The organism is Paraburkholderia sediminicola, assembly GCF_046030555.1.
Taxonomy (GTDB): Bacteria; Pseudomonadota; Gammaproteobacteria; order Burkholderiales; family Burkholderiaceae; genus Paraburkholderia; species Paraburkholderia sediminicola_E.
On record NZ_JAQQCH010000001.1, the window covers coordinates 144,790 to 167,087 of the forward strand.

General features: G+C 61.5%; 18 protein-coding genes and 1 tRNA gene. 5 read left to right on the forward strand and 14 right to left on the reverse strand.

Annotation, left to right across the window (positions count from 1 at the left end; genetic code table 11):
• Positions 1-16: 16 nt before the first annotated feature.
• The 7 genes from pstA to PQQ52_RS00700 form a co-directional block, all read right to left on the reverse strand.
• Positions 17-913, reverse strand: coding sequence for a phosphate ABC transporter permease PstA (pstA, locus tag PQQ52_RS00670; protein ID WP_408205914.1), 897 nt, complete (start codon positions 911-913; stop codon positions 17-19).
• Positions 910-1,911: a phosphate ABC transporter permease PstC gene (pstC, locus tag PQQ52_RS00675; protein WP_408205916.1), complete on the reverse strand. Its 1,002-nt coding sequence runs from the start codon at positions 1,909-1,911 to the stop codon at positions 910-912. The genes pstA and pstC overlap by 4 nt, the downstream gene beginning before the upstream one ends.
• Before the next feature lie 141 nt (positions 1,912-2,052).
• On the reverse strand, positions 2,053-3,084 hold the full coding sequence (gene pstS / locus PQQ52_RS00680; protein WP_408205918.1) for a phosphate ABC transporter substrate-binding protein PstS: 1,032 nt from the start codon (positions 3,082-3,084) through the stop codon (positions 2,053-2,055).
• A 458-nt stretch (positions 3,085-3,542) separates the two neighbouring features.
• A complete protein-coding gene (gene glmM, locus PQQ52_RS00685; protein ID WP_408205920.1) occupies positions 3,543-4,901 on the reverse strand; it encodes a phosphoglucosamine mutase in 1,359 nt (452 codons plus the stop codon).
• A 28-nt stretch (positions 4,902-4,929) separates the two neighbouring features.
• Positions 4,930-5,829, reverse strand: coding sequence for a dihydropteroate synthase (folP, locus tag PQQ52_RS00690; protein ID WP_459252550.1), 900 nt, complete (start codon positions 5,827-5,829; stop codon positions 4,930-4,932).
• A gap of 83 nt (positions 5,830-5,912) precedes the next feature.
• Positions 5,913-7,802 carry an ATP-dependent zinc metalloprotease FtsH gene (gene ftsH / locus PQQ52_RS00695; protein WP_054036261.1) on the reverse strand — a complete coding sequence of 630 codons (1,890 nt, stop codon included), beginning with the start codon at positions 7,800-7,802 and terminating at the stop codon, positions 5,913-5,915.
• Positions 7,803-7,991: 189 nt separating this feature from the next.
• The gene (locus PQQ52_RS00700; protein ID WP_408205922.1) at positions 7,992-8,654 is read right to left on the reverse strand and encodes an RlmE family RNA methyltransferase; all 663 of its coding nucleotides are present in this window, start codon (positions 8,652-8,654) and stop codon (positions 7,992-7,994) included.
• A 183-nt stretch (positions 8,655-8,837) separates the two neighbouring features.
• Between PQQ52_RS00700 and PQQ52_RS00705 the strand changes: the two genes are divergently transcribed.
• The gene (locus tag PQQ52_RS00705; RefSeq protein WP_408205924.1) at positions 8,838-9,368 is read left to right on the forward strand and encodes a YhbY family RNA-binding protein; all 531 of its coding nucleotides are present in this window, start codon (positions 8,838-8,840) and stop codon (positions 9,366-9,368) included.
• 136 nt (positions 9,369-9,504) lie between these two features.
• Here the strand turns inward: PQQ52_RS00705 and PQQ52_RS00710 are convergent, their stop codons facing one another.
• The 7 genes from PQQ52_RS00710 to gloB form a co-directional block, all read right to left on the reverse strand.
• Positions 9,505-10,014 (reverse strand): DUF4149 domain-containing protein, encoded by a 510-nt coding sequence (locus tag PQQ52_RS00710; RefSeq protein WP_408205926.1) that lies wholly within the window; start codon positions 10,012-10,014, stop codon positions 9,505-9,507.
• 20 nt (positions 10,015-10,034) lie between these two features.
• Positions 10,035-10,511, reverse strand: coding sequence for a transcription elongation factor GreA (gene greA / locus PQQ52_RS00715; RefSeq protein WP_097389983.1), 477 nt, complete (start codon positions 10,509-10,511; stop codon positions 10,035-10,037).
• Between the two features lie 151 nt (positions 10,512-10,662).
• Positions 10,663-13,917, reverse strand: a complete 3,255-nt coding sequence (carB, locus tag PQQ52_RS00720) for a carbamoyl-phosphate synthase large subunit (RefSeq protein ID WP_408205928.1) — start codon at positions 13,915-13,917, stop codon at positions 10,663-10,665.
• A gap of 155 nt (positions 13,918-14,072) precedes the next feature.
• Complete coding sequence (carA, locus tag PQQ52_RS00725) at positions 14,073-15,227, reverse strand: glutamine-hydrolyzing carbamoyl-phosphate synthase small subunit (RefSeq protein WP_408205930.1); 1,155 nt, start codon at positions 15,225-15,227, stop codon at positions 14,073-14,075.
• A gap of 424 nt (positions 15,228-15,651) precedes the next feature.
• Positions 15,652-16,893 carry an MFS transporter gene (locus PQQ52_RS00730; RefSeq protein WP_408205932.1) on the reverse strand — a complete coding sequence of 414 codons (1,242 nt, stop codon included), beginning with the start codon at positions 16,891-16,893 and terminating at the stop codon, positions 15,652-15,654.
• Between the two features lie 200 nt (positions 16,894-17,093).
• Entirely contained in the window at positions 17,094-18,788 is a 1,695-nt protein-coding gene (locus PQQ52_RS00735) for a transglycosylase SLT domain-containing protein (protein WP_408205934.1), read from the reverse strand.
• A gap of 157 nt (positions 18,789-18,945) precedes the next feature.
• Positions 18,946-19,737: a hydroxyacylglutathione hydrolase gene (gene gloB / locus PQQ52_RS00740; protein WP_408205936.1), complete on the reverse strand. Its 792-nt coding sequence runs from the start codon at positions 19,735-19,737 to the stop codon at positions 18,946-18,948.
• A 19-nt stretch (positions 19,738-19,756) separates the two neighbouring features.
• On the opposite strand from gloB, the gene PQQ52_RS00745 reads away from it, so the two are divergent.
• From PQQ52_RS00745 to PQQ52_RS00760, 4 genes are all read left to right on the forward strand, one after another.
• A complete protein-coding gene (locus PQQ52_RS00745) occupies positions 19,757-20,608 on the forward strand; it encodes a class I SAM-dependent methyltransferase (RefSeq protein WP_408205938.1) in 852 nt (283 codons plus the stop codon).
• Positions 20,605-21,051 carry a ribonuclease HI gene (gene rnhA / locus PQQ52_RS00750; RefSeq protein ID WP_408205940.1) on the forward strand — a complete coding sequence of 149 codons (447 nt, stop codon included), beginning with the start codon at positions 20,605-20,607 and terminating at the stop codon, positions 21,049-21,051. Before PQQ52_RS00745 ends, rnhA begins: the two co-directional genes overlap by 4 nt.
• An 80-nt stretch (positions 21,052-21,131) precedes the next feature.
• Positions 21,132-21,866 (forward strand): DNA polymerase III subunit epsilon, encoded by a 735-nt coding sequence (gene dnaQ / locus PQQ52_RS00755; RefSeq protein WP_408205942.1) that lies wholly within the window; start codon positions 21,132-21,134, stop codon positions 21,864-21,866.
• Between the two features lie 48 nt (positions 21,867-21,914).
• Positions 21,915-21,989: transfer RNA gene (locus PQQ52_RS00760), tRNA-Val, on the forward strand.
• Positions 21,990-22,298 lie beyond the last annotated feature (309 nt).

Below are 22,298 nucleotides of genomic sequence, written 5' to 3' on the forward strand. Positions count from 1 at the left end.
GGATTACACTCCGCCCTTACTTATTCGAAAAGATCGTGCGCGCGAGGATGTTCAATCCCAGCACCGCGAGCGTGATCAGGAAGACGCCGGCCCACGCGAGCGATTGCCATTGCGCAAACGGGCTCATCGCGAACTTGTAAATCGTGACCGGCAGGTTCGCGACCGGCTGGTTCATGTCCATCGAGAAGAATTGATTCGACAACGCCGTGAACAGGAGCGGCGCGGTTTCGCCGGCAATCCGCGCGACGCCGAGCAGGACGCCGGTGATAATGCCCGCGATCGACGCCTTCAGCGTGATCGACATCACCATCTTCCACTTCGGCGTGCCGAGTGCGAAGGCGGCTTCACGCAGCGCGTTCGGCACCAGCTTCAGCATGTTCTCGGTGGTACGGATCACGATCGGAATCTGCAACAGCGCGAGCGCGAACACACCCGCCCAACCGCTGAAGTGGCCCATCTTCGCGACAACCAGCGCGTACACGAACAGACCCACCACGATCGACGGCGCCGACAACAGGATGTCGTTGATGAAGCGCGTGAGACTCGCAAGCCAGCCCTTTTGACCGTACTCGGCGAGATAGACGCCCGCCAGAATGCCGATCGGCGTGCCGACGAAGGTTGCGAGCGCAACCAGCATCACGCTGCCGACAATCGCGTTGGCGAGACCGCCGCCATCGGTATTCGGCGGCGGCGTGGATTGCGTGAACAATTCGATCGACAAGCCGCCGATGCCGAGCCGCAGCGTCGTATAAAGAATCCACACCAGCCACAGCAGGCCGAAGGCCATGGCCGCAAGCGACATGGTTAGCGCAAGCGCATTCTTCGCGCGGCGGCGGCCTTGCAGACGCACGCGCATGGCTTCGAGCGCGTCGGCGTCGTTCGAACCCGGCATATTCAAGGTGGACTGGCTCATTTCGCGCCCTCCCCTTTTTCGAGGCGAAGCAGCATGAACTTCGAGATCGCCAGTACGACGAAAGTAATCGCAAACAGGATCAAGCCGAGCTCCATCAGCGCCGACGTATGCAGGCCCGGATCCGCTTCCGCGAATTCGTTGGCGAGCGCCGAGGTAATGCTGTTGCCTGGCGAAAACAGCGACACGTTATCGAGCAGATTGGTGTTGCCGATCACGAAAGTCACCGCCATCGTCTCGCCGAGCGCGCGGCCGAGGCCGAGCATCACGCCGCCGATCACGCCGCTCTTGGTGAAGGGCAGCACGATCTTCCACATCACTTCCCAGGTCGTGCAGCCAATGCCATATGCCGATTCCTTCAGAAGGACCGGTGTGACTTCGAACACGTCGCGCATCACCGAGGCGATGTACGGAATGATCATGATCGCGAGAATCACACCCGCGCACAGAATGCCGATGCCGATCGGCGCACCCTGAAACAGCGCGCCGACGAACGGGATGCCACCCAACACGGCGCCGAGGGGCTTTTCGAACCACGCCGCGAAAATCGGTGCGAACACCAGTAGACCCCACATGCCGTAGACGATCGACGGGATCGCGGCAAGCAGTTCGATGGCGATACCGAGCGGACGGCGCAGCCACGCGGGCGCGAGTTCGGTCAGGAAGAGCGCGATGCCGAAACTGACGGGCACCGCGATGATGAGTGCAATGAGCGAGGTCGCGATCGTGCCGTAAATGGGCACCAGTGCGCCGAATTGCTTGCTAGGTGGATCCCAGTCGGCGGTCCACAGAAACGCGAAGCCGAACTGTTTGATCGACGGCATGGAGGCGACGACCAGTGAAACGATGATGCCGCCGAGTAGCAACAGGGTGATGATGGCGGCGAGACGGGCAAGACCGCCAAAAATAACGTCGCCGGCGCGGCTGGGCGCTTTCTGCTGCGACGCGTTGCCGGGCGGTGTCGACCCCGCCGCGCCAGGCGCTAAATGGATATCGGACATGAGAGCCTGATGGACCTGTTTCCAGTTTGCCGTACGACACTTGTCGTGCAGCGGATGATGCTGGGCTAATGCCGGGGTAATGCCATTGGCCGTCCTCGACTGAGGACGGCCAATGTATTGCTGGATGCTTTACTGCAACGCTTAGTCAGCGATCGGCTTGCCGGCAGCGTCCTTCACCTGCGACTTCCACTTCGTACGGATTTCCGCCGTGACTGACTCCGGCAACGAGATGTAGTCCAGATCGTTTGCAGCCTGGGTGCCGTTCTTGAACGCCCAGTCGAAGAACTTCAGCGTTTCCGTGCCTTGCGCCGGCTTGTCCTGTGCCGTGTGCAGCAGCACGAAGGTTGCGCCGACGATCGGCCATGCGTCCTTGCCCGGCTCATTCGTCAGGATCTGGTAGAACGACTTCGACCAGTCAGCACCCGCAGCCGCTGCCTTGAAGGTTTCCGTCTTCGGCTCGACCACAGCGCCCGTCGAGTTCTTCAGGCCGACGTACGTCATGTGGTTCTGCTTCGCATACGCCCATTCCACGTAGCCGATCGCGCCCGGCAGACGTTGCACGAAGGCTGCGACGCCGTCGTTACCCTTGCCGCCCGTACCCGTCGGCCAGCTGACCGTTGCGCCCTCACCGACCTTCGACTTCCAGTCTGCGTTGACCTTCGACAGGTAGTTCGTCCAGATGAAGCTCGTGCCCGAACCGTCAGCGCGGCGAACCACGGCGATGTCGGTATCCGGCAGCTTGACCTTCGGGTTCAGTGCAACGATCGCCGGATCGTTCCACTTCTTGATCTTGCCCAGGTAGATGTCACCAAGCACTTCGCCCGACAGCGTCACGTCACCGGCCTTCACGCCTGGCACGTTGATAACCGGAACCACGCCGCCGACAACCGTCGGGAACTGGAACAGGCCTGCCTTCGTGAGTTCGTCGTCCTTCAGCGGAGCGTCCGAGCCTGCGAAATCGACAGTCTTCGCTTCGATCTGCTTGATACCGCCCGACGAACCGATACCTTGATAGTTAACCTTGCCGCCGCCCGACTTCTGGTAGGCATCAGCCCACTTCGTGTAAATCGGTGCTGCGAAGGTGCTGCCCGCGCCGGTGATGTCTGCGGCTTGCGCTGCGATCGCGAAAAGCGCGCCAGCGACGCCAGCGAACACGGTGTGCATCAATTTCATGAGACCTCCAATGGTGTGAGCGGTGTGAGCGAATAACACGAACACCGCGAAGCTTAGGGTCTCTTTGTGACAGTAACGTGACTAACCGTGAAACGGATGTGACAGTAGGATTACTAGGTGAAAGGCGTTTTGTGCGGACAAATTGCCGGTTTAGCGGAGTTGCGGACGCCGCTCTACAGATTAGGCGAAAAAGATGGGGCGCGAACGTTTGCGTGTGGGGAGAGGGGTGCAGCGGGAAGTTTTGATGGGTCGCTGGCAGTTTCGCCAGTTGGCGGGGCGAGGAGGGATTACGTCCCTTATCTGCGAGACGGTGGCGGGACAATCCGGACCGCTGGCCGTTGCCCGCCGTTGCCCGAGCTTGGGCGGGACGCGTTGCTTGCCGCCCGCCGCTGTCGTATTAGCGGCGGGGTGGCATTTTGACGCTGTCGTTTCTCGCCCTTCCCGGCCAGCTGTGTGGGTTAGGCCGTAGCTTGCCTGACCGCGTTGGCAATCGCATCAGAATGACGAATCGCGTCGTCGACATTTTCTGCTTCGACCATCACGCGTAGGACGGGCTCGGTGCCCGAGGCGCGAATGAGCACACGGCCGCGACCGTTCAGCGCTTCCTCGGCCTCGCTGATGGCGCTTCGGATCGCGTCGCTGCCCTTCCAGTCGGCGCCGGGCTGCATCCGCACGTTGATCAGCTTCTGCGGGAACAGCGTCACGCCATCGAGCAGTTCGGCGAGCGTCTTGTCGCTGCGCTTCATCGCGGCCAGCACCAGCAGGGCCGACACGATGCCGTCACCGGTCGAATGGCGGTCAAGGGAGAGAATATGGCCGGAGCCCTCTGCACCCAGTTGCCAGCCGTGCTCGCGCAACTGCTCGAGCACGTAGCGGTCGCCCACCGCCGCGCGGACGAACTTCACGCCGGCTCGCTGCAGCGCGACTTCGACCGCCATGTTGGTCATCAGGGTGCCGACCGCACCTTCCACTTTGCCGTCGGTCGCCATCCGGTCCTTGACGAGCACGTATAGCAGCTCGTCGCCGTTATACAGGCGGCCTGCCGCGTCCACGACCTGCAGCCGGTCCGCGTCGCCGTCGAGTGCGATGCCGAGATCCGCGTGATTCGCGCGCACCGCGCGCACCAGTGCGTCCGGCGCAGTCGCGCCCACGCCGTCATTGATGTTGAAACCGTTCGGTGCGACGCCGATCGGAATCACGTCGGCGCCGAGTTCGTGGAACACATGCGGCGCGACGTCGTACGCGGCACCGTGCGCACAGTCGACCACCAGCTTCAGGCCGCGCAAGTCGAACGCCGCCGGGAAGGTGCTCTTGCAAAATTCGATGTAGCGGCCGGCTGCGTCGTCGAGGCGCCGCGCCTTGCCGAGTTGCTCGGACGCCGCGCAGGCCAGCGGCAGATCGAGTTGTTCTTCGATCTGCAATTCCACTTCGTCGGGCAGCTTGTTGCCGTCGGCGGAGAAGAATTTGATGCCGTTGTCGTAGTACGGGTTATGGGATGCGCTAATCACCACGCCCGCGGCCAGCCGCAGTGCGCGCGTCAGATAGGCGATGCCCGGGGTCGGCATCGGGCCGGCCAGCATGACGTCGACGCCGGCCGCGGAAAAGCCCGCCTCGAGCGCGGCTTCGAGCATATAGCCCGACACCCGTGTGTCCTTACCGATCAGCACCGTGGGCCGTGCGCCCGTCCTCGCCCAGCGGTCCGCGCCGGCGAGCACCTTGCCGGCAGCGTAGCCGAGCCGCAATACGAACTCCGGCGTGATCGGCCCTTCGCCAACCTTGCCTCGAATCCCGTCCGTTCCGAAATAACGACGTGCCATGTTTTATCTTCCTCCTTGGCTTGTGGGCTCAGCCGCGCGCGCGGCGATGCTTCGCCGCGTCGCGCATGGCCGCCCATACTTTCAATGCATCCACTGTTTGCGCGACGTCGTGCACGCGCAGAATTGCCGCGCCACGTTCGGCGGCACACACCGCTGCGGCGATGCTACCCGCGATGCGCTCCGGCGCCGGGCGTCCGACTACCGCGCCGACCATCGACTTGCGCGACATGCCGGCGAGAATGGGGTACGGCGGATCGGCCTGCGGCGCCGTCTCCGGCAGATGCGCGAGTAACGCGTAATTATGTTCGACCACCGCCTTACCGAAGCCAAAGCCCGGATCCACGCTAATGCGCGCACGGGCGATGCCCGCCTGCTTCAGGGTGGCCACCCGCTCTTCGAGAAACCACCGAACCTCGCTTACCACATCGTCATAGGCGGGCTCACCGAGTTGCATGGTCTGCGGCTCGCCGAGCATGTGCATCACGCACAGACCGCATTCGCTGTCGCGAACGGCGTCGACCGCACCGGGCATCCGGAAGCCCCAGATATCGTTGATCAGGTCGGCGCCCGCAGCCAGCGCATGGCGCATCACTTCCGGCTTGTAGGTATCGATCGACAGCGGCACATTCGCACCATGCAACTGCTCGACCAGTGGAATCACCCGCTCCAGTTCTTCGTCGAGCGGCACCGGCGGTGCGCCCGGGCGGGTCGATTCGCCACCGATATCGATGATGTCCGCGCCATCGAGCAGCATGCGCTCGGCCTGGCGCAACGCATCGCCACGCATTGCGTATTGGCCGCCGTCGGAAAAAGAATCGGGCGTGACGTTCAGGATGCCCATAACCAACGGGCGTTCAAAGGTCAGCTTGAAGCGGCCGCATTGCAGCGGTTCGGGAATGGGAAGAAAAGGAAATTCGACTTTCGACACGTAGCGGTCAATCACGTAAAACGGACAAATGAAAAACGGGCCGGTGTGAAACACACCGGCCCGCACTTTCTACTGGTCGCCTATCAGGCCGGCGCAGTCGCGCTGCCTGGCTTGACCTCAGTGCCCGGGCTGCCGCCCGAAGAGGCGTCGCTTGCCGACGGCGGCGAGCTCTTCGGCGAACGCGGCGGACGGCCTGCCATGATGTCGTTGATCTGATCGGCGTCGATCGTTTCCCACTCCATCAGTGCGGCAGTCATCGCTTCAACCTTGTCGCGGTTCTCGTCGAGCAGGCGCTTGGCGAGGTTGTACTGCTCGTCCAGCACGCGGCGGATTTCCGCGTCGACCTTCTGCTGCGTCGCTTCCGAAATGGTGCGTGTGAAACCACGGCCAAACGGTGTCGCGTCGTTTTCGTCGTCGACGTAGACCATCGGTCCGAGTGCGTCCGTCATGCCGAAGCGAGCCACCATGGCACGCGCCGTAGCCGTTGCCTTGTTGAAGTCGTCCGACGCGCCGGTGCTGATCAGGTTCAGGAACAGCTCTTCCGCGACACGGCCACCGAACAGGATCGCGAGGCGGTCCAGCAGGTAGTCCTTCGAATACGTTTCGTTGTCATGTTCCGGCAACTGCCACGTGACGCCCAACGCTCGGCCGCGCGGGATGATCGTGACCTTGTGCACCGGATCGGCCTTCGGCAACAGCTTGGCGATGACCGCGTGACCCGACTCGTGATACGCCGTAGCACGCTTCGATTCTTCGCGAATCACGGCCGACTTGCGCTCCGGACCCATGAAGATCTTGTCTTTCGCGTCTTCGAAGTCGTTCATTTCGACGATGCGCTTGCCGCGGCGAGCCGCGAACAGCGCTGCTTCGTTGACCAGGTTCGCCAGATCGGCGCCTGAGAAGCCCGGCGTGCCGCGTGCGATCACCGCCGCGTCGACGTCGTTCGAAATCGGCACCTTGCGCAGGTGAACCTTCATGATGTGCTCGCGACCACGGATGTCCGGCAGACCGACGTACACCTGACGGTCGAAACGGCCCGGGCGCAGCAGCGCCTTGTCGAGCACGTCCGAACGGTTCGTGGCAGCGATCACGATCACGCCCGAGTTCGCTTCGAAACCGTCCATCTCGACCAGCATCTGGTTCAAGGTCTGTTCGCGTTCGTCATTGCCGCCGCCCATGCCGGCACCACGATGACGGCCGACCGCGTCGATTTCGTCGATGAACACGATACACGGCGCATGCTTCTTGGCCTGCTCGAACATATCGCGCACACGCGCCGCACCGACACCCACGAACATTTCGACGAAGTCCGAACCCGAGATACTGAAGAACGGCACCTTCGCTTCGCCGGCAATAGCGCGCGCCAGCAACGTCTTACCCGTTCCCGGTGGGCCGACCAGCAGCACGCCACGCGGGATGCGCCCGCCCAGCTTCTGGAATTTCTGCGGATCGCGCAGGAAGTCGACCAGTTCGGAGACTTCTTCCTTGGCTTCGTCGCAACCGGCGACGTCGGTGAAATTGATTGCGTTATTGTTTTCGTCGATCAGACGTGCACGGGATTTACCGAACGAGAACGCACCGCCTTTCCCGCCTCCCTGCATCTGTCGCATCATGTAGAACCAGAAGCCGATGATCAGGATCGTCGGTCCGAGGTAGTACAGCGCGGACACCAGCGCATTCGGTTCGTCATCAGCCTTGCCGCTCACCTGAACGCCATACTTCATCAGATCGCCGACCATCCAGATGTCGCCCGGCGACACGATCTGGTACTTCTGGCCGTCTGCTGGAGTGACCGTGAGGTTCCGCCCCTGGACAATGACGTTCTTGACTTTGCCGTTCTTCGCGTCGTCCATGAACTGCGAATAGGAAACGCCTTCCTGGACACGGGGCTTGTCGAACTGCTTGAACACCGTAAACAGCACCAGTGCGATAACCAGCCACACTGCTGCTTTCGAAAACATATTGTTGTTCAAAGCACCACTCCTTCACTTAGACGGGCGCCTACATTTGCCTTGCGGCACCACGAAAGCATTCTAATCCAGTCCGCAGACCCCTGCCATAACGTTTCGCTACCACATAAATAGCGCAGCGGGCCGTCAGAGCGCCAATTTCCGGCGCCTCGGGCACATTAACGGCAGATGCGGAACTGTCCCGCAGCGAACCTATGCGGGCCGCTTGAGATGCTTACCCAAAATAAACGTTTCTGACGATTTGTCCCGCGAGGCTTTCGGCTTGCGGGCCGCCACCACCTTGAACTGGCGCTTGAACTTTTCGACAATCTGGCTGTAACCGCTGCCATGAAAACATTTGACTAAAAGGGCGCCATCCGACTTCAGGTGGTTTTGCGAGAATTCCATCGCGATATCGCACAGATGCTCGATTCGCGCGGCATCCGCCACCGCCACTCCCGACAGGTTGGGCGCCATATCCGAAATTACAAGGTCAACCTGGCGTTCCCCGACTAATTCTTCGAGTTGTGCGAGAACCGAGTCCTCGCGAAAGTCGCCCTGGATGAAATGAACGTCGGCGATCGGCTCCATCGGCAGCATGTCCAGCGCGATGATGGTGCCGTCGATGCCGCCCGCGCGCTCGGCGTCGCGCTGCGAGCCCTTGGCAAGCTTGTTACGGGCGTACTGGCTCCAGCTGCCCGGCACCGAGCCGAGGTCGACGATCACTTGACCTGGCCGGATCAGTTTGTCCTGCTCGTCGATTTCCTTCAGCTTGTAGGCAGCGCGAGCGCGGTAACCCTCCCGCTGCGCCATTTTTACGTACGGGTCGTTGATGTGATCGTGCAGCCACGCGGTATTGAACTTGTTTTTTGCCATTAAAGGTAGAACTCTTGCTGCGTGATGTCGCGCTTTAGGGGATAATACGCGGTTAATTCGCGCGGCCACCGCCAAAACTGGCAGTCATCCGCGATTCTGTTGTTCTGACGCGCCGCCCTGCGCTATGGCCCGAATCTATCCGGGCTGCAGGTGCCGCCATTTTAGTCGAGTCTCCCACTTTCCATGCCAGCCCTTAAAGTCTCTTCCGACCAACGCGCCGAGTTGCGCTCCCAGGCACATGCGCTCAAACCGGTCGTGCTCGTCGGCGCCGAAGGCTTGACCGACGCTGTGCTGTCGGAAATCAAGGTCCACCTTGGCGCCCATCAACTGATCAAAATCCGCGTATTCGGCGACGAACGCGAAGAGCGCATCGCCATCTACGAACAGATCTGCGACAAGCTGAACGCCGCGCCGATCCAGCATATCGGCAAGCTGCTGGTGATCTGGAAGCCGGAAGCAGCAGCACAACCGGCCGTGAAGGCCAAGCGCGGCGCCCTGCCGAGCGCCCGCGAAGCGGCTGTCGAAGCCAAACCGGGTAAAGGCCGCGCCCCGCGCGTGGTCACCGTGGTGAAGCCCAGCGAAATCCCGATGCGCAAGCCGAAGGCAAAAGCAGTCGTGGTGCGTGGCAATGAACGCGTTACGCAAGGCGGCAACGTCAAGCGCGCCAAGAAGCGCCAGACCAGCGCGAAGCGCGCGCACCAGTCGTCGAAGTAAGCGAATGATGAAGGGTGCGGGCGGTGTCCGCACCTTGGTGTGAACTGCTCAGGCCGCCTGGGTGACACCGCTTGGGTAATGTCACCTGACTCACTCTACAGGCAAACCTCGCTTAAGCAAGCCGGAGCAGCACCATTTAACCGGTCACGTTCCCCGCGGCACTGCGAGCGCCCTGCTCCGCGGTCTGCACGCCGACGCTCGCCGGCAGCTTCCACACCAGCGCCACGCCCAGCAGACTTTCGATCAGGTAAAACAGGCTCGACACGCCGTGCAGAATGCCAAACCGCGTCGCATAGGCCGAATGTCCGACATCACTGCCCGCTTCCAGCGCGGCAATGCGCATTGCATTCATGAACGGCTGCAACGCAAAATAACCCACCAGCACGCACACCAGCATACCGGCGATCAGCCAGCGCAAACGACGATAAACGTCGCTGCCGCGGCGAACCAGTACGTTTGCCAGACCCAGCAGCAAAATGCTGCACACCCCGCCCAGCACACCCTCAATACGAAACAGCTGCGCCGCCACCGCGCCCGCCGACACCCGGTCGAGCGATGTGAACAACACCGGCGCGACGGCATAGCCGATAGTCAACAGACTACCGACCCACACCACCGTCAGCAGACGGAACAGTCGATGCGGCATCAAGGACACCGGGGCGGCCTTCAAACGTAGCTAACCGCGATGATTTCGTACTCGCGCACGCCGCCTGGCGCCTGCACCGATGCAACGTCGCCTTCCGACTTGCCGATCAATGCGCGCGCGATCGGCGAGCTGATCGAGATCAGACCGTGGTCGATGTCCGCTTCGTCGTCGCCGACGATCTGGTATTTGACCTTGGCACCCGAATCGAGGTCTTCGAGTTCGAGCGTCGCACCGAACACCACGCGGCCGTCTGCCTCCACCTTGGACGGGTCGATCACCTGCGCGCCGGCCAGCTTCGATTCGATTTCGGCAATACGGCCTTCGACGAAGCCCTGCTTTTCCTTCGCCGCGTCGTATTCCGCGTTTTCAGACAGATCGCCCTGGGCACGCGCTTCCGCGATCGAATTGATCACGGAGGGACGCTCAACCGATTTCAGGCGCTGCAATTCATCGCGCAACATTTCCGCGCCGCGCTTAGTCAATGGAACAGTGCTCATAAACAACTCTATGCAAAAAACAGCCGTAAAAAAAATCACCGCGGTTAAGTGCATCCCGCGGAGGCTGACGTTCCGGGCAAAACCCGGGCCACAGCACCTGCGGAACGCCGCTTAACCGCGGCACTTACATCTTGGACAGGTATTCGAAGCCTTAGTTTAGGCGAGCGTGGAGGCCTTGTAAATCATAGACTTCCAGGTTCTTCAAATAGCGCAAACCTTCAACTGCGGCGCGTGCGCCGGACATCGTCGTGTAGTACGTGACCTTGTTCGCCTGTGCGCTCATGCGGATCGAACGCGAGTCGGCGATCGCAGCACGGGTTTCGTCGACGGTGGTGAAGACCAGCGCGATTTCACCGTTCTTGATCATATCGACAATGTGCGGACGGCCGTCCTTCACCTTGTTGACGACCTTGACCGGCACGCCGGCCGCTTCGATCGCGGCAGCCGTGCCCTTGGTCGCGACGATCGGATAACCGAGTTCGTGCAGCATGCGCGCGACTTCGACGGCCTTCGGCTTATCGGCGTCCATCACGGTCAACAGCACCGTGCCCGACTCCGGCAGACGCGAACCCGCCGCGAGTTGCGACTTGAACAGCGCTTCGCCAAACGTCTGACCCACGCCCATCACTTCACCGGTCGAACGCATTTCCGGTCCAAGCACCGGATCGACTGCCGGGAACTTGACGAACGGGAACACGGCTTCCTTCACGCTGAAGTACGGTGGGTTGATTTCCTTCGTCACGCCCTGTTGTGCGAGCGTCTGGCCGACCATCGCGCGCGCCGCGATCTTTGCGAGCGGCAGGCTGGTCGCCTTCGACACGTACGGCACGGTACGCGATGCACGCGGATTCACTTCGAGCACGTAAATCACGTCCGCTTTCGAACCATCCGCCTGCGGCACTTGCTGGATCGCGAACTGCACATTCATCAGGCCGATCACGTTCAGCGCCTTCGCCATTGCGCCGGTCTGGCGCTTCAGCTCAGCAATGGTTTCCTGCGACAACGAGTACGGCGGCAGCGAGCAAGCCGAGTCGCCCGAGTGGACGCCCGCCTGTTCGATGTGCTCCATCACGCCGCCAATGAACACGGCTTCGCCATCGGAGATGCAATCCACGTCGCATTCGATCGCGTCGTTCAGGAAGCGGTCGAGCAGCACCGGCGAATCGTGCGACACCTTCACGGCCTCGCGCATATAGCGCTCGAGATCACGCGGCTCGTGGACGATTTCCATGGCGCGGCCGCCCAGCACGTACGAAGGACGCACCACCAACGGATAGCCGATTTCCTCGGCGAGCTTCAGCGCTTCGTCTTCAGCACGCGCGGTACGGTTCGGCGGTTGACGCAGGCCGAGGTCCTGCAGCAGCTTCTGGAAACGCTCGCGGTCTTCCGCGGCGTCGATCATGTCCGGCGACGTGCCGATGATCGGCACACCGTTCGCTTCGAGATCAAGCGCGAGCTTCAACGGCGTTTGACCGCCGTATTGCACGATCACGCCGACCGGCTTTTCCTTGTCGACGATTTCGAGCACGTCTTCGAGCGTTAGCGATTCGAAGTACAGACGATCGGACGTGTCGTAGTCGGTCGAAACGGTTTCAGGGTTGCAGTTGACCATGATCGTTTCGTAGCCGTCTTCGCGCATGGCCAGTGCGGCGTGCACGCAGCAGTAGTCGAACTCGATACCCTGGCCGATCCGGTTCGGACCGCCGCCCAGCACCATGATCTTTTTGTTGTTCGTCGGGTTCGCTTCGCACTCTTCCTCATAGGTCGAGTACATGTAGGCGGTTTTCGTGGCGAACTCGGCCGCGCACGTGTCGACGCGCTTGTAGACCGGGCGCACGTTCAACTCGATACGGCGCTGGCGCACTTCCGCTGGCTTCGCGCCGAGCAGCTTCGCCAAACGGCGATCCGAGAAGCCGCTTTGCTTCAGATATTTGAGTTCTTCCTTCGACAGGCTTGCCAACGTACGACCAGCCAGCGCCTTTTCCTTCAGGATGATCTGTTCGATCTGCGCGAGGAACCACGGGTCGATCGAGGTCTCTTCGAAAATCTCTTCGGCCGTCATGCCGACACGGAACGCGTCGCCGACATACCAGATGCGATCCGGACCGGCTTCGCCGATCTCGCGGATGATCTCGTCGCGGTTGTCGGTCTTTTCGTCCAGACCATCCACGCCTACTTCCAGACCGCGCAGCGCCTTCTGGAATGATTCCTGGAAGGTGCGGCCAATGGCCATCACTTCGCCGACCGACTTCATTTGCGTGGTCAGGCGGGAATCGGCTTCGCGGAATTTTTCGAACGCGAAACGCGGGATCTTGGTGACAACGTAGTCGATCGTCGGTTCGAACGACGCCGGGGTCTGACCGCCGGTGATTTCGTTCTTCAGTTCGTCGAGCGAGTAGCCGACCGCGAGCTTCGCCGCGATCTTGGCGATCGGGAAGCCCGTGGCTTTCGACGCCAATGCCGACGAACGCGACACGCGCGGATTCATTTCGATCACGACCATGCGGCCGTCTTTCGGATTGATCGAGAACTGCACGTTCGACCCGCCCGTGTCCACGCCGATTTCGCGCAGCACGGCGAGCGATGCGTTACGCAGGATCTGATATTCCTTGTCCGTGAGCGTTTGCGCCGGCGCGACGGTAATCGAGTCGCCGGTGTGGATGCCCATCGGGTCCAGATTTTCGATCGAGCAGACGATGATGCAGTTGTCCTTTTTATCGCGGACCACTTCCATCTCGTACTCTTTCCAGCCGAGCAGCGATTCTTCGATCAGCAGTTCGCGCGTGGGCGACAGATCGAGACCGCGCTTGCAGATCTCTTCGAATTCGTCGCGGTTGTACGCGATGCCGCCGCCCGAACCGCCCAACGTGAACGACGGACGAATCACGACCGGATAACCGCCGCTACCCGTTTGCACAGCGATGTCCGCCTGCACCTGCAACGCTTCTTCCATTGAATGCGCGGTGCCCGATTTGGCCGAACCGAGGCCGATCTTGGTCATCGCGTCCTTGAACTTCTGGCGGTCTTCCGCCTTGTCGATCGCTTCCGGCGAGGCGCCGATCAGCTCGACCTTGTACTTGTCCAGTACGCCGTGCGCGTGGAGATCCAGTGCGCAGTTCAGCGCGGTCTGGCCACCCATTGTCGGCAGGATCGCGTCGGGGCGCTCCTTGGCGATGATGCGCTCTACCACTTCCCACGTGATCGGCTCGATGTAGGTCACGTCGGCCGTGTTCGGGTCGGTCATGATCGTCGCCGGATTGCTGTTGACGAGAATGACCTTGTAGCCTTCCTCACGCAGCGCCTTGCATGCCTGCGCGCCCGAGTAGTCGAACTCGCACGCCTGGCCGATGATGATCGGACCCGCGCCGATGATGAGGATGCTTTTAATGTCTGTCCGCTTGGGCATAACGCTCTCGCTAATGTATTCCTGAATTCTTTCTGTCGGCGCGCGTCGTTTCACCGTTGCGCGCGCTCTGTTGTGTGCGGCTCGCCTTGCTCCGCGCCGGTTGCGCCGATCGCGTCGCGAGCCGCGCGCCGCCGGGGCGCTTTACACCTGGCTGCTTATGCCGCTGCGGACTTGCCGCCCTTCTTCGTGTCCATCAACGCCGTGAAGCGATCGAACAGATAGGCGATGTCGTGCGGACCGGGCGATGCTTCCGGGTGACCCTGGAAGCAGAACGCCGGCTTGTCGGTCAGCGCGAAACCTTGCAGCGTGCCGTCGAACAGCGAGATGTGCGTGACTCGGGCATTGGCCGGCAGCGTGTCGGCGTCGACCGCGAAGCCATGGTTCTGCGACGTGATGACCACGCGGCCATCTTCGAGATCCTTCACCGGATGATTCGCGCCGTGGTGGCCTGTCTTCATCTTGAGGGTCTTGGCGCCGAGCGCGAGACCCATGATCTGGTGGCCAAGGCAGATGCCAAAGGTCGGAATGCCGCGCTCGATCATCTCCTTGGTGGCGCGAATCGCGTAGTCGCACGGCTCCGGATCGCCGGGGCCGTTCGACAGGAAAACGCCGTCCGGATTGAGCGCGAGCGCATCAGCCGCGGACGCTTCTGCCGGCAGCACGGTGACGTGGCAGCCGCGTTCGGCCAGCATGCGCAGGATGTTGTACTTAACGCCATAATCGAACGCGACCACACGGTACTTCGGCGCGTTCTGCGTGCCGTAGCCGGAGCCCAGACGCCATTCGGTCTGGGCCCACTCGTAGCTTTCCTTCGTCGACACGACCTTCGCCAGGTCCATGCCCGACAAACCCGGGAACGAACGCGCGAGTTCGATTGCCTTGGCTTCGTCATCCGAGCCGGCGAGAATCGCGCCGTTCTGCGCACCCTTGTCGCGCAGCACGCGGGTCAGCATACGGGTGTCGAGACCGGCGATGGCGACCACGCCTTCGTCCTTCAGATATTGCGGGAGCGTGCGCTCCATGCGGAAGTTCGACGCAAGAACCGGCAGATCACGGATGATCAGACCGGCGGCATGGACTTTCGTAGCTTCGACGTCTTCGGCATTCACGCCCACGTTACCGATGTGCGGATACGTGAGGGTCACGATCTGGCGCGCGTAGCTCGGGTCGGTCAGGATTTCCTGATAGCCGGTGATAGCAGTGTTGAACACGACTTCGCCGATCGTATGCCCGGGGGCGCCGATCGAGTAACCACGAAAGACCGTGCCGTCGGCGAGTGCGAGCAAAGCGGGAGAAAATGACGGCAACACGGGAGACTCCTTGGGGAACACCCTGTTGCCGACCTGTCTATCCGACTGCGAGCCGCAGCGAAACGCATCGACAGGATGCGCGCGCAGACTCGCTCGCGTACTGCTGGTGACGTCGCAAGGGGCGCGATGGGTCCATTGTGTGGACAGATCGGCTGGGTGCGGGGCGTCAAAAGCGCGCGGCGGATGAACGGTATGGGAGAGGTAGGCGCTAGGGTGCGGGTTGATAAGCTCAAACCTTGGAATTATAGCGCGAAACTACCCTTCCCTCCAAATCCGAGATGGCGAGCCGGCGTAGCCGGGTACAGTCTGAAACGAGCCGAAGCCTTGCTGCGCTTGACTCTAAAGCCGATGGACAAAATTTACACGGTCGGAATCAGGATAAGACCGGTAAATATGACGCCACTCTGGAGCATGCGCGACGACCTTAAACCTGCTGTCTGGCAGACACGTGCGCCGGCTGAAGCCGGGCGCGGCCGGGCAACACATACCAGATCGCACTCAACACCTGCAACGCGACCAGAATGCCCCAGGCGGTCAGATGCGCGGCCGCCGGGTAATGACCGTCATGGGCCGGCCAGCGCGACAGCACAGCGCCCACGCCAATCTGGAAGCCGAAAATCAGCAGAAAGATGATCAGCGTCAGCGTGGTATTCACCCGGCCGATCATCTGCGCAGGAAAGTGCCGCGCCATTACCGCGTAACTCAGAATGCCAGTACCGCCGAAGACCCCGTATGCGGCCCACAGCAGGCTCGCAGGCAGCGGCGCGTTGAACATGATCAGCAGTTGGGTCAGCACGTAAAGCGCCATGCCGATGCCGCAAAACACATACAACGAGATCCCGCGCCGCTCCAGGCCGCGTGCCGCCGCGCCGAAGCCGACGCAACCGGCCATCATCGCAAAGCCGAGAATCGACACCAGCGACGCGGCTTCACGCGGCGCGAAACCCTGCACGTCGCGCAGCCAGGCGCCGACCCACAGCGACTGCATCGCGTAGAACACGCCTTGCGTGACGATAGAAAACGACCCAATCTTCCAGAACGCCCCGCTTCTCAAGATATGCAAGGTGCCTTTGAACTGAGCGCCGATGCCGGCCTGGCGGTGAGTTTCCCTGGCGTCGGGTGCGAGCGTCCACTGCGTCACCGCCACGACCACCGTCAGCAGGCCCAGACCGATACAGACCGCACGCCAACTGGCGAAGCCCAGCACCCACGTGAGCGGCGAGCCGACCATCACACCGCCGAAGCCGCCGATCGCCATCACCAACCCGTTCATCAGCGGCAGACGCCCCGGTTCGAAATGCTGCGCCAACGCCTTGAACGCAGCGCCAAGACATACCGAGACGCCGACGCCGATCAGCAACCGCCCAAACATCATCATGCCGACGCTGTGCGCCGCGCCGAACACCCAGATTCCGAGCGCCGCAAACATCATGGTGACCGCCGTCACGCGGCGTGCGCCGTAATGATCGAGCAGCACGCCAGCCGGAATCTGCGCGCCCGCAAAGCCGAGGAAATACAGACTGGTCAGCAAGCCAAGATCCGTGGCCGAGAGGCCGAGATCGTGCGTAATGAAAGGCGCAAAACCGAGATTGACGCCGCGAAACACGTACGAAACGAAGTAACCAGCGGAAAACAGCAGAAAAACGCGCAACTGGGTCGGCGACATAAGCTTTGAAATGAGCGGCTGAAAAAGCCAAAGCACGAAAGATAAATGAAAAGCGCGAAATTCGCCTGAATTGATCTGCAGAATGAAAAACGCCGTCACCACAGGTGACGGCGTTGGAATAACACGGTGCGTGATCGGAGCGCAATCCACGCGCTGCCCCCGCAACGCATGTGGTCACTACCGTGGAGCCGCTTTTTGGTCTACTTACCCTTCTTCGCGTTGGCCGCGGTCTTCTGGCGGCTATCTGCCGCGGCCTTCGACGCCTTGCTGGACGTTGAAGCCGACACTTTCGTCACTTTGCCCTTGCTGGCGCCGGACGTTGTCGGCTTACTGGCTTTACCCACCGGCTCAGACACCTTCACCACGGCGGAGCGGCCACGGCCCTTCTTCTTATCGTAGCGCGAATCGCCCCTCGTGTCTGCGACGCGGGTCCCGATCTTCTCGACACCGCCGCCTTGCACGTCGGTCGCGATGCGCTCCGGACCGGGTTCGCTCGGCATCGCCTTGCCGACCGGCACGTGCAGCACGATCACCTGCCCGCGCGAAACCTGATCGCGATGCGTACGATTCCACGCCTTCAGCTGACCGATCGACACACCGTAACGCACGGCGATCGCGGCCATTGACTGATTGCGGCGCACCCGGATCAGCATCTTGCGGGTATCGGGGACGTCGGGCTCCATTGCCAGCACCGCGCTTTCGGCGACGTCGGCGCTGATGTCTTCGTCGTCGTCCGAGCCACGCGGCACGACGATCGTCGAGCCTGGTTTCAAACGCATGCCGACGGGAATCTTGTTCACTTCCATCAGCGTGTCGGCGTCGACACCGATCTTCTGCGCGATCGCCGCCGGCGCAGCACGCTCCGTGACCGTGTACGTGGTCCACGACGACAGCGAACCGGAGTACGCCTTCAGATTGCGCTCGAACGCGCTCGCGTTGTCGAACGGCAGCAGGATCTGCGGCTGCGTGGCGCCGAGAATCACCGGCTTTCTGAAAGAGGGGTTCAACGAGCGGAATTCATCGGTGGAGAGATTCGCGAGTTTCGCCGCCATGTCCACGTCGATATCGTGCGAGGTCGTGACCGTCACGAAGTACGGGTGATTCGGAATCGACGGCAGCGTGAGCCCGTACATCTGCGGGTTCATCACGATGTTCTTCACCGCCTGCAGCTTGGGCACGTAGTTGCGCGTCTCGTTCGGCATGCGCAGACTGAGGTAGTCAGTCGGCAGCCCCGCCGCTTCATTGCGCGCGATCGCGCGCTGCACGTTGCCCTCGCCCCAGTTGTAGGCGGCGAGCGCCAGTTGCCAGTCGCCGAACATGTCATGCAGACGCGACAGATAGTCGAGCGCGGCGCTGGTCGAGGCCAGCACGTCGCGGCGCTCGTCCTGCCACATGTTCTGCTTGAGGTTGTAGGTGCGGCCCGTGCCCGGCATGAACTGCCACATGCCGGCGGCCTTCGCTACCGACAACGCCTGCGGGCTGTACGCGGATTCGATGAACGGCAGCAAGGCGAGCTCGGTCGGCATATGGCGCGCTTCGAGCTCTTCGACGATGTGGTACAGGTATTTCTGCGAGCGCTCGGTCATGCGCTGCACGTAGTCCGGGCGTTGCGCATACCAGTTGACCTGCATGTCGACGAGGTCGGTTTGCAGATCCGGCATTTGAAAACCACGGCGAATACGACCCCAAAGGTCGGCGTCCGCGCTCGTCAGTTGATCGACCGAGCCTTGGTCGACGTTAATCGTCTCTTTGGCGGTGGCTGTCTTGCGAAGGGCGTCGGCTACGGCTTGCTGACTGGCGGGGTTTGTGGCGGTGGTGGGGCTATTCGTCGCCGGTCCCTGACTCGCGCAAGCGGCGAGTGTCAAGACCAGCAACGCACTAAAGATAAATCTCATGAACGTCTCGGTTTCCACAAGGGCTGGAATTTGCAGCCGATAGTACGAAACGTCAACGTTTACGTCAATCGGAAAATTACGAAAAAAATCAAGGAAATCTAAGGCTTGGCGAATTTTTGCGATTCTTCGCGTGAGGAATACCCTGATGCCGAACGGGTCAACGGAAGCGGTTTTTCCATTCGCGCATCAGCGTAAATGCCGCTAAACGATCAGGCACTTTTTCGTGCAGCTGCTCTTGCAGGGTTGCTTGAATCGCTGGATTGCTCGCGCGCAAAAATGGATTCACCGCGCGCTCGTGGGCGATGGTGGTGGGCAGCGTCGGCACATGACGCGCCCGCAATTCGCTCGCCGCGTCACGCCAGGCTTGCAGTTCGACGTTGCCCGGCTCGCAGGCGAGCGCGAAGCGGATGTTCGACAACGTGTACTCGTGCGCGCAGTGAACCTCGGTCGCACCGGGCAGCGCGGCAAGCGAATCCAGCGACGCCAGCATCTGCGCGGGCGTGCCTTCGAACAGGCGGCCGCAGCCACACGCGAACAGCGTGTCGCCACAAAACACGTGCGGCGTACCGCGCGGGTCGGCCGCCTGAAAATAGGCGATATGACCGCTCGTGTGACCGGGCACGTCAAGCACATCAAATTCGAGTGCGGGCGCAGCAATCGTCACGTGATCGCCGTTTTTGAGACGATGCGTGAGGTGCTGGATCGCTTCACCGGCGGGGCCGTACACGGGAACGGCCTGGCCGTTCAGCAGATCGGCCACCCCACCGACATGGTCTTGATGATGGTGCGTGAGTAAAATAGCGCTCAGCCGCCAACCCCGTTTCGCCAGATAGGCGTGCACGGGAGCGGCTTCACCCGGATCGACGACCACCGCGTGATGCCCGTCGGAAACGACCCAGATGTAATTGTCTTCAAACGCCGGGACCGGTACGTACTCGAGCGCATTCATAGGCGACGCATTCTCTGATATGACTGACCGAGCGATTATAGACTGGCCTGCCTGGACCGATTCGCCACCCGGCCGCTACGTACTCGAGTGGGAACAGACCCAGCTCGACCGCGTGGTGTCGGACGTGTTCGGTTACCATGCGCTGCAACTCGGCCTGCCGCAGCTCGACGCCCTGCGCGAAAACCGCATGCCGTGCCGCGGACTCGTGCTCGACGCAGCGAGCGGCGCGAGCGCGCCCTACACTTTTCCGCGCGGCCTGGGGCGTGCCGGGCATGGCTGGGGCAACAGCGCCGTCCATGGTCGGCCCGCGGATTTGTCGGCGCCGGCCGGACGCAGCGCTGTCTGGTGCGACCTGCTCGACTTGCCGTTCGAAGCACAAAGTGTCGATCTCATCGTGATGCCGCATACGCTGGAATTCACGAGCGACCCGCACCGGCTGCTGCGCGAAGCCGAGCGTGTGCTGATGCCCGAAGGCCAACTGATCATTCTCGGCTTCAATTCACTGTCGCTCTGGGGCGCGCGCCAATCGGTCGGCAAGATGACCGGCCGGCCGTTCGTGCCCGCGGCAGTCGACCTGATCGCTTTCACGCGTCTGAAAGACTGGATCAAGCTGCTGGGTTTCGACCTTGAACGCGGGCGCTTCGGCTGCTATCGTCCGCCGCTTGGCAGCGATCAATGGCTGTCGCGCTATGGCTTCATGGAAGCCGCCGGCGACCGCTGGTGGCCGATTTTCGGCGCCACGTACATGATCAAGGCGATCAAGCGCGTGCCCGGCATGCGCCTCATCGGCCCGCTGAAAGTGAAGAAACCTGTCCTCGCCGCGGGCCTCGCGCCCGCCGCCACCCCGAATACACGCAACCACACTCAATGACTTCCGACATCATCGATATTTACACCGACGGCGCCTGCAAGGGCAATCCCGGCCCTGGCGGCTGGGGCGCGCTGCTGCGCTTCGGCGACCAGGAAAAAGAACTGTTCGGCGGTGAACCCAACACCACCAACAACCGCATGGAATTGATGGGCGTGATCGCCGCGCTCGAGGCGCTCAAGCGCCCCTGCAAGGCCGTCGTGCACACCGACTCGCAGTACGTGCAGAAAGGCATCAGCGAGTGGATTCACGGCTGGAAGAAAAAAGGCTGGATCACTGCGGCGAAGCAACCGGTGAAGAACGCCGATCTCTGGAAGCGGCTCGACGCGCTCGTCGCGCAGCATGAAATCGAATGGCGCTGGGTACGCGGTCACAACGGCCACCCGGAAAACGAACGCGCGGATCAACTGGCCAATCGCGGTGTCGCGTCACTCGCAGCAATATGATGCGTGCTGTGCTGCCCGCCGCGACACTAACGTGCGCGCCTTTCTTTTTTGCTGATTTTTTTAGAGCAGGTTAATCCGACATGCGTCAACTCATCCTCGATACCGAAACCACCGGCCTGAATGCACGAACCGGCGACCGGATCCTTGAACTCGGTTGCGTCGAAATGGTGAACCGCCGGCTCACGGGCAACAACCTGCACTTCTACATCAACCCGGAACGCGAGAGCGATCCGGGCGCACTGGCGGTCCACGGGCTGACCACCGAATTCCTGAGCGACAAGCCAAAGTTCGCCGAGATCGCCGATCAGATTCGCGACTTCATTCAGGACGCGGAACTGATCATTCACAACGCGCCGTTCGACATCGGCTTTCTCGATGCCGAATTTGCGCTGCTGGGTTTGCCGCCGGTGAAAACCTACTGCGGCGAGATCATCGATACGCTCGCGCGCGCCAAGCAGATGTTCCCTGGCAAGCGCAATTCACTCGACGCGCTGTGCGATCGCTTCGGCATCAGCAACGCGCACCGCACCCTGCACGGCGCGCTGCTCGACTCCGAATTGCTCGCCGAGGTTTATCTGGCGATGACACGCGGCCAGGAAAGTCTCGTCATTGACATGCTCGGTGATTCGCATGGTGGCGGCGATGCGCACGCGCCGCGCATCGCGATCGATTCGCTGAATCTGGTCGTGGTTGCCGCGAGCGACGACGAGGTCGCCGAACATCAGGCGGTGCTCGACGGCCTCGACAAAGCAGTCAAAGGCACAAGCGTGTGGCGCCTCGAACCCGCACCGGCCGCGGATGAGCAAATCGCTTAAAAAGTACTTTACGAGCTTAAAAAACCCTGACATAATTCGGTTCTCTTCGGGTGGTTAGCTCAGCGGTAGAGCACTGCCTTCACACGGCAGGGGTCACAGGTTCAATCCCTGTACCACCCACCAGATTCGCTGGTTCCCGAAGAACCGCAAGAGAAAGCCCTCGAACGTAAGTCGAGGGCTTTTTGTTTTTGCATTCATTTTGCATCCACGCAGGCATGCGCCGGATTGATCGCGCACGGGTGCACTGAAATGCGCTTGAGCCTGCCCCGCGTCGAAGTCAACACCGAACTTTCGTACGATTGCAGTCGCCAAATACTGCTGATATAGTCAGTTCTCGGGCACTCGCCCCGTCTACTTTCACCACCGCATTCGACTACAGGGAGGCGTCACATGTTCGCAGTGCATATCGTCGTCCCTGGGATGGTCTCTCGA